General features: G+C 60.2%; 7 protein-coding genes and 1 pseudogene. 4 read left to right on the forward strand and 4 right to left on the reverse strand.

Translation table 11 applies throughout. The annotated features are described in order from the left end of the window. Positions 1–549 precede the first annotated feature (549 nt). On the forward strand, positions 550–4,500 hold the full coding sequence (gene putA, locus JFU37_RS10380; RefSeq protein WP_201115208.1) for a trifunctional transcriptional regulator/proline dehydrogenase/L-glutamate gamma-semialdehyde dehydrogenase: 3,951 nt from the start codon (positions 550–552) through the stop codon (positions 4,498–4,500). A gap of 246 nt (positions 4,501–4,746) precedes the next feature. Then, positions 4,747–6,549 carry an acyl-CoA dehydrogenase gene (locus JFU37_RS10385; RefSeq protein ID WP_201115209.1) on the forward strand — a complete coding sequence of 601 codons (1,803 nt, stop codon included), beginning with the start codon at positions 4,747–4,749 and terminating at the stop codon, positions 6,547–6,549. Between the two features lie 110 nt (positions 6,550–6,659). Here the strand turns inward: JFU37_RS10385 and JFU37_RS31245 are convergent, their stop codons facing one another. From JFU37_RS31245 to JFU37_RS10400, 4 genes and pseudogenes are all read right to left on the reverse strand, one after another. Then, entirely contained in the window at positions 6,660–7,505 is an 846-nt protein-coding gene (locus JFU37_RS31245; protein ID WP_446739441.1) for a methyl-accepting chemotaxis protein, read from the reverse strand. Between the two features lie 18 nt (positions 7,506–7,523). After that, a pseudogene (locus JFU37_RS31250) lies at positions 7,524–8,597 on the reverse strand (HAMP domain-containing protein); the annotation flags it as partial. A gap of 100 nt (positions 8,598–8,697) precedes the next feature. Next, positions 8,698–9,000 carry a cell division protein ZapA gene (locus JFU37_RS10395; protein WP_201115211.1) on the reverse strand — a complete coding sequence of 101 codons (303 nt, stop codon included), beginning with the start codon at positions 8,998–9,000 and terminating at the stop codon, positions 8,698–8,700. Then, entirely contained in the window at positions 8,997–9,227 is a 231-nt protein-coding gene (locus tag JFU37_RS10400; RefSeq protein ID WP_201115212.1) for a hypothetical protein, read from the reverse strand. Before JFU37_RS10400 ends, JFU37_RS10395 begins: the two co-directional genes overlap by 4 nt. Before the next feature lie 412 nt (positions 9,228–9,639). On the opposite strand from JFU37_RS10400, the gene JFU37_RS10405 reads away from it, so the two are divergent. After that, the gene (locus tag JFU37_RS10405; RefSeq protein WP_201115213.1) at positions 9,640–11,382 is read left to right on the forward strand and encodes a potassium/proton antiporter; all 1,743 of its coding nucleotides are present in this window, start codon (positions 9,640–9,642) and stop codon (positions 11,380–11,382) included. Positions 11,383–11,416: 34 nt separating this feature from the next. Then, positions 11,417–14,767, forward strand: coding sequence for a mechanosensitive channel MscK (gene mscK, locus JFU37_RS10410; protein ID WP_201115214.1), 3,351 nt, complete (start codon positions 11,417–11,419; stop codon positions 14,765–14,767). The last annotated feature ends 31 nt before the right edge of the window (positions 14,768–14,798 follow it).

Consider the following 14,798-nt stretch of genomic DNA (forward strand, 5'->3'; position numbering starts at 1 on the left):
TTATGTAGCGACAGGCGATTGGGGCCCGCGCATTTATGACTGATGTTTCCCCAGGAAAGCCATCAGCCGGCGCACCGTCGATTTAACGGGTTGCACCTTTGGTGCGCGAATCCTATTCAACAACGCAAATAAGGTGCAACCAATTTCTTGAGAATAAGTTGCACCTAGACACATCTCATTGAAAATCCCAGATTTTTCTCTCATGCCGCTCAGCGAATGTAGCCAATTGTAGGAGCGAGCTTGCTCGCGATGGTGGCTAACGATAACGCGGGCTTACCGGATAAATACGGTGCCCTTGAGTCCATCGCGAGCAAGCTCGCTCCTACAATTGGCGTTACTGTTTTTGCTCCCTTTTAGCGCAGTCAAAAGGTTTTACTAGAAGTAAAAGCACCAAGCAGGAGCGATACGCTCGTACCGGAATTTATTTCCTGACGAGCTGCGTATTATTCCGACAAAAAAAGGGTTGCACCCGGTTGCACCTCGAGGATTGCACAGCTAATCTTGCCGCCAGCTGATGCCACGCGGTCGTGGCAAACATGAGGATAAAAAATGGCTACCACCACCCTTGGGGTCAAACTTGACGACCCGACCCGCGAGCGCCTCAAGGCCGCCGCGACCTCGATTGATCGCACGCCGCACTGGTTGATCAAGCAGGCAATTTTCAATTACCTGGAAAAACTCGAGGGTGGTGCAACCCTGACCGAGCTGAGCGGTTTGACCAAGGATTCCGACGACGCTGTCGATGCGCCGCTGGATCACGCCCACCAGTGTTTCCTCGAATTCGCCGAAAGCATCCTGCCGCAATCGGTACTGCGCGCCTCCATCACTGCTGCCTACCGTCGCCCGGAACCTGAAGTGGTGCCCATGCTGATCGAACAGGCTCGCCTGCCAGCAGCGATGGCTGAAGCGACCAACAAGCTCGCGTCCTCGATTGCCGAAAAACTGCGCAATCAGAAGAGCGCCGGCGGCCGTGCCGGGATTGTTCAGGGTCTGTTGCAGGAATTTTCCCTGTCGTCCCAAGAAGGTGTGGCGCTGATGTGCCTGGCCGAAGCGCTGCTGCGCATCCCGGACAAAGGCACCCGTGACGCGCTGATCCGCGACAAAATCAGCACCGGCAACTGGCACCCGCACTTGGGCAACAGCCCGTCGCTGTTCGTCAACGCCGCCACCTGGGGCTTGCTGCTGACCGGTAAACTGGTCGCCACCCACAACGAAGCCGGCCTGACTTCATCCTTGAGTCGCATCATCGGCAAGAGCGGCGAGCCGATGATCCGCAAGGGCGTCGACATGGCCATGCGCCTGATGGGCGAGCAGTTCGTCACCGGCGAAACCATCGCCGAAGCCCTGGCCAACGCCAGCAAGTTCGAAGCCAAGGGCTTCCGCTATTCCTACGACATGCTGGGTGAAGCCGCACTCACCGAGCACGACGCCCAGAAGTACCTGGCCTCGTACGAACAAGCCATCCACTCGATCGGCAAAGCGTCCCACGGCCGTGGGATTTATGAAGGTCCGGGTATTTCCATCAAGCTCTCGGCGCTGCACCCGCGCTACAGCCGCGCGCAATACGAGCGCGTGATGGACGAGTTGTACCCGCGCCTGCTGTCGCTGACCTTGCTGGCCAAGCAATACGACATCGGCCTGAACATCGACGCCGAAGAAGCCGACCGCCTCGAGCTGTCGCTGGACCTGCTGGAGCGCTTGTGCTTCGAGCCGCAACTGACGGGCTGGAACGGCATCGGTTTCGTGATCCAGGCTTATCAGAAGCGTTGCCCGTACGTGATTGATTACGTGATCGACCTGGCTCGCCGCAGCCGTCATCGCCTGATGATCCGCCTGGTGAAAGGCGCCTACTGGGACAGCGAAATCAAGCGCGCCCAGGTCGAAGGCCTGGAAGGCTATCCGGTCTACACCCGCAAGGTGTACACCGACGTGTCCTACATCGCTTGCGCCCGCAAATTGCTGTCGGTGCCAGAAGTCATCTACCCGCAATTCGCTACGCACAACGCTCACACACTGTCGGCCATTTACCACATTGCCGGTCAGAACTATTACCCGGGCCAGTACGAGTTCCAGTGCCTGCACGGCATGGGCGAACCGCTGTACGAACAGGTTGTAGGCAAAGTTTCCGAAGGCAAGCTGAACCGTCCGTGCCGCGTGTACGCGCCAGTGGGTACTCACGAAACACTGTTGGCGTACCTGGTACGTCGTCTGTTGGAAAACGGCGCGAACACCTCGTTCGTTAACCGCATTGCCGACCAATCTATTTCGATTCAGGAGCTGGTGGCCGATCCAGTAGCCAGCATCGAGCAGATGGCGACGCTGGAAGGTGGCTTCGGCCTGCCGCACCCGCGTATCCCGCTGCCGCGTGATCTTTATGGTGCCGAGCGCGCCAACTCCAGCGGCATCGACATGGCCAACGAACATCGTCTGGCCTCCCTGTCCTGCGCCCTGCTGGCCACCGCTCACAACCACTGGAAAGCCGCGCCGATGCTCGGTTGTGCCTCCAGCTCCGAAACGCCAGCACCGGTGCTGAATCCGTCCGATCTGCGTGACGTGGTGGGCCACGTGCAGGAAGCCACCGTCGAAGACGTCGACAACGCCATCCAGTGCGCCCTGAACGCGGCGCCGATCTGGCAGGCCACCCCGCCCGCCGAACGCGCCGCGATCCTGGAACGTGCTGCCGATTTGATGGAAGGCGAGATCCAGCCACTGATGGGCCTGCTGGCTCGCGAAGCCGGCAAGACCTTCGCCAACGCCATCGCCGAAGTGCGCGAAGCCGTGGATTTCCTGCGTTATTACGCGGTGCAAGCGCGCAACGATTTCACCAACGACGCCCACCGCCCACTGGGCCCGGTGGTGTGCATCAGCCCATGGAACTTCCCGCTGGCGATCTTCAGCGGCCAAGTCGCTGCGGCACTGGCCGCCGGTAACCCGGTGCTGGCCAAGCCTGCGGAACAAACCCCGCTGGTGGCGGCTCAAGCCGTGCGCCTGCTCCTCGAAGCCGGGATTCCGGAAGGCGTGCTGCAACTGCTGCCGGGCCGTGGCGAAACGGTTGGCGCGCGTCTGGTCGGTGACGATCGGGTCAAAGGCGTGATGTTTACCGGCTCCACCGAAGTCGCTCGATTGCTGCAACGTAACGTCGCAGGGCGCCTGGATGCACAGGGTCGCCCGATTCCGCTGATCGCTGAAACCGGCGGCCAGAACGCGATGATCGTCGACTCCTCGGCACTGACCGAACAGGTAGTGATCGACGTGGTGTCGTCGGCCTTCGACAGTGCCGGCCAACGTTGCTCGGCATTGCGGGTCCTGTGCTTGCAGGAAGATTCCGCTGACCGTGTCATCGAAATGCTCAAGGGCGCCATGGCTGAATGCCGTCTCGGTAATCCAGAGCGCCTGTCCGTGGACATCGGCCCGGTGATCGACGCCGAAGCCAAGGCCGGCATCGAGAAGCACATCCAGGGCATGCGCGACAAAGGTCGCAGCGTGTACCAGGTGGCGATTGCCAACACCGAGGAAGTCAAACGCGGCACCTTTGTGATGCCGACCCTGATCGAACTGGAAAGCTTCGACGAGCTGCAACGGGAGATTTTCGGCCCGGTACTGCACGTGGTTCGCTACAAGCGCAAGGAAATCGATCAACTGATCGCTCAGATCAACGCTTCCGGTTACGGCCTGACCCTGGGCGTACACACCCGGATCGACGAGACCATCGCCAAGGTGATCGACAACGTCAACGCGGGTAACGTCTACGTGAACCGCAACATCGTCGGTGCGGTGGTCGGCGTGCAACCGTTCGGCGGCGAAGGGTTGTCGGGTACTGGCCCGAAAGCCGGTGGCCCGCTGTACCTGTACCGCCTGCTGTCGACCCGTCCTACCGATGCGATCGAGCAATCCTTCGCTCGCGGTGACGCCATCACCGCACCGGACGTTCGCCTGCGTGATGCCATGAGCAAACCGCTGACCGCGCTGCAAGCCTGGGCCGACAGCAACACGTTCAGCGACCTGAGCGCATTGTGCGTGCAGTTCGCGGCGCAATCGCAAAGCGGCATCACCCGTGTATTGGCGGGCCCGACCGGCGAACGCAACAGCTACGCCATCCTGCCCCGCGAACACGTGTTGTGCCTGGCGGAAGTCGAAGGCGATCTGCTGACGCAACTGGCTGCGGTGTTGGCCGTGGGTGGTTCGGCGGTATGGCCGGAAGCTGACCTGACCAAGGCGTTGTTCGCACGCCTGCCGAAGGAAGTTCAGGCGAAGATCAAGCTGGTTTCCGACTGGACCAAGGACGAAGTGGTGTTCGATGCCGTTCTGCACCATGGCCATTCCGATCAGCTGCGAGCGGTGTGCCAGCAAGTGGCCAAGCGTGCCGGGGCGATTGTTGGGGTTCATGGGTTGTCCCAGGGCGAGACCAACATTGCACTGGAGAGGCTGGTGATCGAGCGGGCGTTGAGCGTTAACACTGCGGCGGCGGGTGGTAATGCGAGCTTGATGACGATCGGCTAAACAGCAATGAAGCCAGGCGTCCGCAATGGACGCCTGGAATGCAGAAACCTTGTGGGAGCGGGCTTGCTCGCGAAGGCGGAGTGTCAGTCGACATCAACATTGACTGTTACACCGCATTCGCGAGCAAGCCCGCTCCCACATTTGATTAGCGGTGCCCGCAACACACCATCACGCTCATCAATCATCCTGTTCACCCCGCCCTCCCCCCGCCTAGACTCGGCCCATTCCAATAAAAGGTAGGCCGCCATGTCCGAGACGTTGCTCAGTTCCCGCAATCTGGCTTTCGAGCTGTATGAAGTCCTCGATGCCGAGGGCCTGACTCAGCGTGAGCGTTTCGCCGAGCACAACCGCGAAACCTTCGATGCCGCCATCGGCACGGCTCGCAACATTGCCGAGAAGTTTTTCGCCCCGCACAACCGCAAGGGCGACGAAAACGAGCCGCGCTACGAAGACGGTCAGGCGATTCTGATCCCAGAAGTAAAACCGGCGGTGGATGCCTTCCTCGAAGCCGGTTTCCTCAATGCCGCGCGCAGTTTCGACGCCGGCGGCATGCAACTTCCTACACTGTTGTCCCAGGCCTGCTTCGCGCATTTCCAGTCGGCCAACGCTGCATCGACCTCGTACCCTTTCCTGACCATGGGCGCGGCGAACCTGATCGAAAGCTTCGGCACTGATGAGCAGAAACGCCGGTTCCTGCAGCCGATGATCGATGGGCGCTTCTTCGGCACCATGGCCCTGACCGAACCCCACGCCGGCTCGTCGCTGTCGGACATTCGTACTCGCGCCGAGCCGGCGTCCGACGGCACTTATCGACTCAAAGGCAACAAGATCTTCATCTCCGGCGGTGATCACCCGCTGTCGGAAAACATCGTGCACATGGTCCTGGCCAAACTCCCTGACGCACCGGCCGGGGTGAAGGGCATTTCGCTGTTTATCGTGCCCAAGTTTCTGGTTAACGATGACGGCAGCCTCGGCAAACGCAACGACGTATTGCTGGCAGGCCTGTTCCACAAGATGGGCTGGCGCGGCACCACGTCCACCGCGCTGAACTTCGGCGATAACGGCGAGTGTGTCGGCTATCTGGTGGGCAAGCCACACCATGGCTTGAGCTACATGTTCCAGATGATGAACGAAGCGCGGATCGGCGTCGGCATGGGCGCAGTGATGCTCGGTTATGCCGGTTATCTGTACTCCCTGGCGTACGCGCGCGAGCGCCCGCAGGGCCGCGTGCCGGACAGCAAAGACCCGAACACCGCACCGGTGGCAATCATTGCGCATGCGGACGTGAAACGCATGTTGCTGACTCAGAAAGCCTACGTCGAAGGCTCGTTCGACCTCGGGCTGTACGCGGCACGGCTGTTCGATGACACCACGACGCTTGAGTCCGAATCCGAGCGCAAGCAAGCGCATGAGCTGCTGGATTTGTTGACGCCGATCGTCAAATCCTGGCCGTCGGAGTTCTGCCTGAAGGCCAACGAACTGGCGATCCAGATTCTTGGCGGCCACGGTTATACCCGTGAGTACCCGGTGGAACAGTATTACCGCGACAACCGCCTGAACCCGATTCATGAAGGGACTCATGGCATTCAGTCGCTGGACTTGCTGGGGCGAAAGTTGGCGCAAAACGGTGGGGCCGGGCTCAAGCAGCTGATTCGCTTGATCGCCGATACCGCCGAGCGTGCGCAGGTGTATGAATCGCTAACGCCGCTACGTGAACCGCTGGAGAAATTGGTGGCGCGCCTGCAAACGGTGACCATCGGCCTGCTGACCGACCTGGCTCAAGGCAAGGTCAACAGCAGCCTGGCGAACTCGGCGCTGTACCTGAAAGTGTTCGGGCACACGGTGATTGGCTGGCGCTGGCTGGAGCAGGCGATTCGTGCCGAGGAAGGGTTGGCCAAACGGATTGCGGCGGATGTGAGCTTCTATAAAGGCAAGTTGCAGGCGGCGCGGTATTTTCTGACGTGGGAAGTACCGGGTTGTCACCATGAGCTGGCGATTCTTGAGGCGCGGGATGATGTGTGCCTTGGGATGCGGGATGAGTGGTTTTGATCGGACATAGATCGGTGTAATGGCCACAAAAAAGATCGCAGCCTGCGGCAGCTCCTACAGGGAACGCATTCCAATGTAGGAGCTGCCGCAGGCTGCGATCTTTTGATCTTCTAGCTCAACTTGAAGCCACCCATCTGCCGCGCCAAATCATCCGCCAAGCGCTGCAACGTCTGACAATCTTCACGACAGGCCCTGACTTCTCCGGCCGTCGCCCGGGCCAAGTCAGAAATCCCCTGCACGTTGCGGTTGATCTCTTCGGTCACCGCCGACTGCTCTTCCGTCGCCGTCGCTACCTGATGGTTCATGTCACTGATGCGCTCGACCTGCCCGGTAATTGCCGTCAATGAAGCCCCGGTGCGCTGGCTCGACTCAACGCCAGTGCCCGTCGCCGCCTGCCCGGAATGCATCGACGACACCGCATTCTCCGCGCCCTGCTTGAGGCTGCCGATCATCTGCTGAATCTCGTCGGTCGACGCTTGCGTTCGGCGCGCCAGTGTTCGCACTTCATCGGCCACCACCGCAAAACCACGCCCCATGTCCCCGGCCCGAGCCGCCTCAATCGCCGCATTCAGTGCCAGCAAGTTAGTCTGCTCGGAAATCCCGCGAATCACCGCCAACACCTGATCGATGGACGCCACCTGATTGGCCAGATCGCCCACCGCACTGGCGGCGATGCCGATTTCATCGGACATGCTTTCGATGTGCCGGATCGACCCACCCACCACCTCGCGGGCCTGCAGCGCTTCGTCACGAGCGTTTTGCGAAGCGACCGCCGCGTTGCCGGCGTTCTGGGCGATTTCCTGCACGGTCAGGCCCATTTCATGAACCGCGGTGGCGACCATGTCAGTCATTTCCTGCTGACGTCCGGAGCGTTCAGCGGTGTTGTCCACCACGCGAGCCACCTGACCGACCGCTGTGCGCAAACGCTCGCTGGTGGTCAGTACCTCGCCGATCATGTCGCGCTGACTGTCCAGAAATCGATTGAAGCCGCGCGCCAGGTCGCCCAGCTCATCGGCGCGACTGGAATCTAACCTGTGGGTCAAATCTCCCCCACCGCTACCGATAGCCACCAGTGCCGCTGTTACCTGACGAATCGGGCGAACCAATCCACGGGCCAGCAATACCACCAACAGAAGGCACACCAGCGCCACCGCCAGGCCGATACCGCTGCTCATCCACATGGCGCGACGTGCTTCGGCGTAGATCTGCGATTGCGGCACTTCCGCCACCAACGTCCAGCCCAGATCCCGCAGCGGCAGGCTCAACGCCAAATATTCTTCGCCTTCGCGCACAAAACGGCTGCTGATGGCGGCTTTTTGACCCATGACCGCTTGCGCCGCCGACGTGCCGATTTGTTCGGCCAAGGTACGTTTGCCGCTAAATTGCGCTTCGGGATGAACCTGGATCAAACCGTCGGAACGCACGAGATAGACCCTGCCGTGCTCACCGAAGTTGAAGTTGTGGATCAGCTCCGACAGCTCTTTCATGCTCAGGCCAAGGCCTGCAACGCCCACGACTTTGCCGGCCTGCTCGACCTTGAGGTCGATGAACAGCGCCAATTCTCCGGTCGCGGTGTCATTGTCGATATTGAGGGTCTTCGGCTGGTTGCTGTCCAGAAATGAATAGAACCATGCGTCCTTCGGGTTGGAACGGCTGAGGGTCCGGTCCAGGCCTTTTTCAGTGAAGTAGTGGTTTGAAGCCGCGCCGACAATCAGTGCGGTGAAGGCTTTGTGTTCAGCGCGAATGCCTTCCAGATAGGTCACAAAAGTGTCGGTCTGGGCGCTGTTTTCACCCCCGGCCAACCAGTCGCGCACCATGCTATTGCTGGCGATGTCCTTGGCGGCGGTGAGGGGTTGAACCAGAATTCGTTCGATGTCGTTGCGCATCGCTTCGATGCTTGACGGCAGCGCTTGCTCGACCAGATAGCGCTCGGCAAGCCGGTTGACCACGAGGGTATAAATGCCCACCACGATCAGAATACTGACCAGCAGCGCGGACCCCATACTGAGGATCAACTGCCATTGAATACTGCGTCGCCAGAACTGCATGGAGCACCCCCAAAGAATAAGAGGCTGAAACACTGCAACAGCCGTGCCGATTGTATACAACTCAACCGACAACTTATTCTTTGGTTGTGCGCAAAGCCGATCAGGCCTGATTGATCGTCTTGGAGATCACTTCAACCGTGGCGCTGACTTGCTCTTGGTAACGGTTGAGTTCGAGCTTGTGCTGCTTTTGCATTTCGATCTGCTGCGAGCACAGATTCATGGCGGCCAGCACCAACAGCCGGTCGCCGATCAGCGTCGGGTACTTCCTTTTGGTGTCAGCCAGAGCGGCCTTCAACATTAATGCGGCGTCCAGCAGGGTTTGCTCTTCCCCGGCCGGCGCCTTGATCGAATAGTCCTCCCCCAGAATCGAGACGACTTTTACCCCTGCGGCGCCATGATTCATGCGCTGACCGGGCCGGCGCTGACGCGCTCAACCAGGGCCTGGATGCGTGCAGCCGTTGCACCTTGCTTCTCTTCCTGCTCCATCAGGCTCAATTGCAGGCTTTCGTTTTCATCCTTGGCCTGGGCCAGTTCTGCGCTCAGGGTTTGGTTGGTGCCGAGCAGGCTCTGGTTCTGTTGCACCAGTTCGCTGACCAGCTGTTCCAATTGGCTTAGGGATGCTTCCAACATTTTGATTTTCCAAGCATTTTCAAGGGGCGCGTACGATAAAGAAAAGTCATCACGGATGCCAGGGTTAATCGGGCTCAAGGCCTTGATTTTCCTGGCGGACGACCTTTCTCGCGATCTTTAAAGACTGCGACAGACGGATCTGGTTCCTGCACTTCGTCGCCATAGGTCAGAAGTAACGCGCCCACCCCTGTAGGAGCGAAGCTTGCTCGCGAAAGGCGTTAACGATAACGCGTGCTGTCTGGATGACCCCGTTGCCTGGATATTTTTCGCGAGCAAGCTTCGCTCCTACAAGAGGTCTGCGATGACTGCAAAAAGCTTTTTGACAGCATCACATTTCAACAGGTTAGAATCGCTGGCACGCAGACTGCATGGTCAGTTTGTGCCCGTCTTTCAGCTTTCTGGAGTACTGCCTTTGAATGCGACGACCATCAACAGCCTGTTCTTGATTGGCGCGTTGCTGGTAGGTGCGAGCATTCTGGTCAGCTCACTTTCGTCCCGCCTCGGCATCCCGATTCTGGTGATCATCCTGGCTGTGGGCATGGCGGCCGGCGTCGATGGCGGCGGCATTATCTTCGATAACTACCCAACGGCTTATCTGGTCGGCAACCTCGCCCTGGCCGTCATCCTGCTCGACGGCGGCTTGCGGACCCGGGTGGCGAGTTTCCGCGTGGCGTTGTGGCCAGCACTGTCGCTGGCCACGGTCGGGGTATTGATTACCACCGCGCTGACTGGCATGGCCGCCGCGTGGCTGTTCAACCTGAATATCATTCAAGGCCTGTTGATCGGCGCCATCGTCGGCTCCACGGATGCTGCGGCGGTGTTCTCGCTGTTGGGCGGCAAAGGCCTGAACGAACGGGTCACCGCCAGCCTTGAGATCGAGTCCGGTAGCAACGACCCGATGGCGGTGTTTCTCACCGTCACCCTGATCGACATGCTCGCCAGCGGCCAGACCGGCCTGCATTGGAGCCTGCTCGGGCACTTCCTGCGTGAGTTCGGTATCGGGGCCGTCATCGGCCTCGGCGGTGGCTGGGTCATGTTGCAACTGGTCAATCGCATCCATCTGGCCAACGGCCTGTACCCGATTCTGGTGATCGCCGGCGGCCTCGCCGTCTTCGCCCTGACCAACGCCTTGCACGGCAGCGGTTTCCTCGCTGTTTACCTGTGCGGCCTGGTGATCGGTAACCGCCCGGTGCGCAGCCGCCATGGCATTTTGCACATGCTCGACGGCATGGCCTGGCTGGCGCAGATCGGGATGTTCCTGGTGCTGGGGCTGTTGGTCACGCCCCACGACCTGCTACCGATTGCCCTGCCGGCGCTGGGTCTGGCGCTGTGGATGATTCTGTTTGCCCGGCCGCTGTCGGTGATGGTCGGCCTGCTGCCGTTCAAGGCGTTCCATGGTCGCGAAAAAGCCTTTATCTCTTGGGTCGGGTTACGCGGCGCGGTGCCGATCATTCTGGCGGTGTTCCCGTTGATGGCCGGCCTGCCCAACGCCCAGCTGTACTTCAACCTCGCCTTCTTTATTGTGCTGGTGTCGCTGCTGGTGCAGGGCACGAGCCTGCCGTGGGTGGCCAAACTGCTGAAAGTGACCGTTCCACCGGAGCCGGCACCGATCTCACGCGCGGCGCTGGAAGTTCACGTCACCAGCGAGTGGGAGCTGTTCGTGTACCGCCTCGGTGCCGAAAAATGGTGCATCGGCTCGCCCCTTCGCGAACTGAAAATGCCCGAAGGCACGCGGATCGCCGCCCTGTTTCGCCACCAGCAACTGCTCCATCCGTCGGGTAGTACGGTGCTCGAAGTTGACGATTTGCTGTGCGTAATCGGCCACGAACATAACCTTCCGGCCCTCGGAAAACTCTTCAGCCAGGCGCCACAACGGGGCCTCGATTTGCGCTTCTTCGGCGACTTCGTGCTCGAAGGAGACGCCCAGCTGGCCGCGGTTGCGGCGCTGTACGGGTTGAAAGTCGAAGGCATCGATCCAGACATGACCCTGGGCCACTTCATTGCCCATAAAGTAGGCGGTGCGCCCGTCGTCGGTGACCAGGTGGAGTGGAACAGCACCATCTGGACTGTCGCGGTCATGGAAGGGAACAAGATCGGCAAAGTGGGCGTCAGATTCCCCGAAGGAACTCGCCCGGGTCCCGGCTTGTTCCTCTAAACTCCATTCTTCGTCTCGTTTTCGATCGGTCCCTATGTCAACCCTGCGCACCTTTTTCATCATGGCCCTGCTGGGCTTGAGCCTCTCCGTCGGTACGTTGCAAGCGGCCGAACCGCCGTCCAGCGAAGCCGTGCAGGCGAGCCTGGACAAGATCGCCGAGCGCAAGCTGCCGGAGGCCGATCAGAAAACCCTGCAAACCATCCTGCAAAACACGCTCACCCAGCTCAATAACGTGCGTGATTACGAACAGAAGCTGGTGGATCTCAAGCAGCAACTGGCCACCGCGCCCAAGCAGAACATCGAAAACCAGCGGGAGCTGACGCGCCTCAAGGCCACCAAAGTGGTGCCCATGGGGCAACGCTTCGCCAACCTGTCGATCCAGCAGCTGGAGCAAATGCTCACCGAGCGCTCCACCCAGCAAAGTGATCTGCAGAAGGCCTTGGGCGACGCCAACAGCCTGGTGATTACGGCCCAGACTCGCCCCGAGCGCGCCCAGGCTGAAATTTCCGCCAGCCAGACCCGCATCCAGCAGATCAATAACATCCTCAAGTCCGGCAAGGACAACGGCAAGACCTTGAGCGGCGAGCAGCGCGACCAACTGAACGCCGAGCTTGCCGCGCTGAACGCCTTAATCCCGCTACGTCGCCAGGAACTGGCCGGCAACAGCCAGTTGCAGGACCTGGGCAACAGCCAGCATGACCTGCTCTCGGAAAAATCCGACCGCCTGGATCAAGAGATTCAGGACCTGCAAAACCTGATCAACCAGAAGCGCCTCGCTCAGTCTCAAGAGACCGTGACGCAGCAGTCCATTGAGGCGCAAAAGGCCGGCGGCAGCAGCCTGCTGGCCACCGAAAGCGCAGCCAATCTAAAGCTGTCCGACTACCTGCTCAAAAGCACGGACCGCCTCAACGTCGTCACCCAGCAAAACCTGCAGACCAAGCAGCAGCTGGACAGCGTGACCCAAAGCGATTCGGCCCTGGACGAGCAGATCAACGTGCTCAGGGGCAGCCTGCTGCTTTCCAAGATTCTCTACAAACAGAAACAGCTGCTGCCCCACATCAAACTCGACCGCGATCTGGCCGATCAAATCGCCGACATTCGCCTGTACCAGTTCGAAGTCGGCCAGCAACGAGAGCTGCTCAGCAACCCGTCGACCTATGTCGACAACCTGCTGGCGACCCAACCACCGGAGCAAGTCACCCCGCAGTTGCGCAAGAGCCTGCTGGAGCTGGCGACCACCCGCGCCGACCTGCTGGAGCGGCTGAACCGCGAACTCAGCGCGGTACTCAACGAATCCATCACCCTGCAACTCAATCAGAAGCAATTGCTCAGCACCGCGCAAAGCCTCAGGGCTACGCTGGATGAGCAGATGTTCTGGATCCCCAGCAACAAACCACTGGACGCTGAGTGGATGCGTGGCGTGCCGGAACGCCTGCAACGTCAGGTCACTACCCTGCCATGGGCCTCTAGCCTCAGCGAATTGACCGATGGCCTGATTCAACGGCCACTGCTGTTTCTGCCGTTGGTCCTGCTGATCGGCGCGCTGTTGTGGCGGCGAAAAAGCCTGTATGAACGACTGAACAAGGTTCACAAGGACATCGGCCATTTCAAACGTGACAGCCAGTTGCACACGCCGCAGGCGATTCTGATCAATATTCTGCTGGCCATGCCGGTCTCGCTGGGCCTGGCGTTGTGCGGCCTGGCCTTGCAGATCGACGCTCGCGGACAGAACGCCAACATGGGCGCGGCACTGCTGCAAATGGCCCAGGCCTGGCTGGTGTTCTACACCGCTTACCGAATCCTCGCCCCGGGCGGCGTGGCTGAACTGCACTTTCGCTGGGAAAAACCTCAGGTCGAATTCCTTCAAGGCTGGGTTCGTCGGCTCGGTTTAGTGGTCATGGCGTTGGTCGCCGTGGTGGCGGTTGCCGAGCTGCAACCGGCGGCGCTGGCCGATGATGTGTTGGGCATGCCCGTCGTACTGATCTGCTACGCCTTGATGGCCTGGCTGCTCAGCCGGCTGCTGGTCAGCAGCCCGGCTCACGAAAACGCTTCACTGTTCCGCAAGGCCGTCGGGGTCATGTTCACTGTCCTGCCCGTCGCGTTGTTCGTGGCGGTGTGCTTCGGCTATTACTACACCGCGCTGAAGCTCAGCGACCGGTTAATCAACACCCTGTACCTGCTGATGTTCTGGCTGGTCATCGAAGCCACCTTCGTCCGCGGCCTCTCCGTTGCGGCCCGACGCCTGGCCTACCAGCGCGCCCTGGCCAAACGCCAGGCGGCGAAAGAGGCCGGCGATGGCGAAGCGGTCATCGAAGAGCCGACCCTGGACATCGAGAAGGTCAACGAGCAGTCGTTGCGCCTGATCCGACTGGCGCTGCTGGGCGGTTTCATCGCCGCGCTGTATTGGGTCTGGTCAGACCTGATCTCGGTGTTCTCGTACCTGGACAACGTCACCCTCTACGAATACACCAGCGGCACCGGTGCCAACATGAGCATGGTGCCGATCAGTCTGCGCGATATGCTCGGCGCGCTAATCATCATCGGTATCACCTTCGCCCTCGCGCGCAACTTGCCGGGGCTGCTGGAAGTGTTGGTGTTGTCGAAGTTGAACCTGGCGCAGGGCAGCGCCTACGCCACCACTACGTTGCTGTCCTACGTGATTGCCGGTGTCGGTTTTGTCTCGACCCTGTCGACCCTCGGCGTGAGCTGGGACAAGTTGCAATGGCTGGTCGCGGCGCTCTCGGTAGGCCTCGGCTTCGGGATGCAGGAAATCTTCGCCAACTTCATCTCCGGCATCATGATCCTGTTCGAACGCCCGGTACGGATTGGCGACACCATTACCATCGGCAACCTGTCGGGTACGGTCAGCAAGATCCGCATCCGTGCCACCACCATCACCGACTTCGACCGCAAGGACATCATTGTCCCGAACAAGACGTTCATCACCGGGCAACTGATCAACTGGTCCCTGACCGACACCATCACCCGGGTGACCCTCAAGCTCGGCGTCGACTACGGTTCGGACCTGGACCTGGTGAAAGAGCTTCTGCTCAAAGCGGCTCGCGATAACCCGCGGGTGCTGAAAGACCCGGAACCTCATGTGTACTTCCTGAACTTCGGCGAAAGCACGCTCGACCACGAGTTGCGCATGCACGTGCGCGACCTCGGTGACCGCAACCCGGTGCTCGATGAGGTCAACCGCTTCATCAACCGTGAGTTCAAGAAGCAGCACATCAACATCTCGTTCCGGCAGATGGAGGTCTACCTCAAGAACCTTCAAGGCCAGGAATACAGAATGGTGCCGATCGAGCCGGAAACCAAAACCATTGTGCCGCTGGTTGATGGCAAACCGCCGCAAGAACCGCCGGCCGCCAAGCTCGACTAACCGCCCTATCCCTAGCAGAATGCTCGGACAT

Source organism: Pseudomonas sp. TH41, assembly GCF_016650695.1.
Classification (GTDB): Bacteria; Pseudomonadota; Gammaproteobacteria; order Pseudomonadales; family Pseudomonadaceae; genus Aquipseudomonas.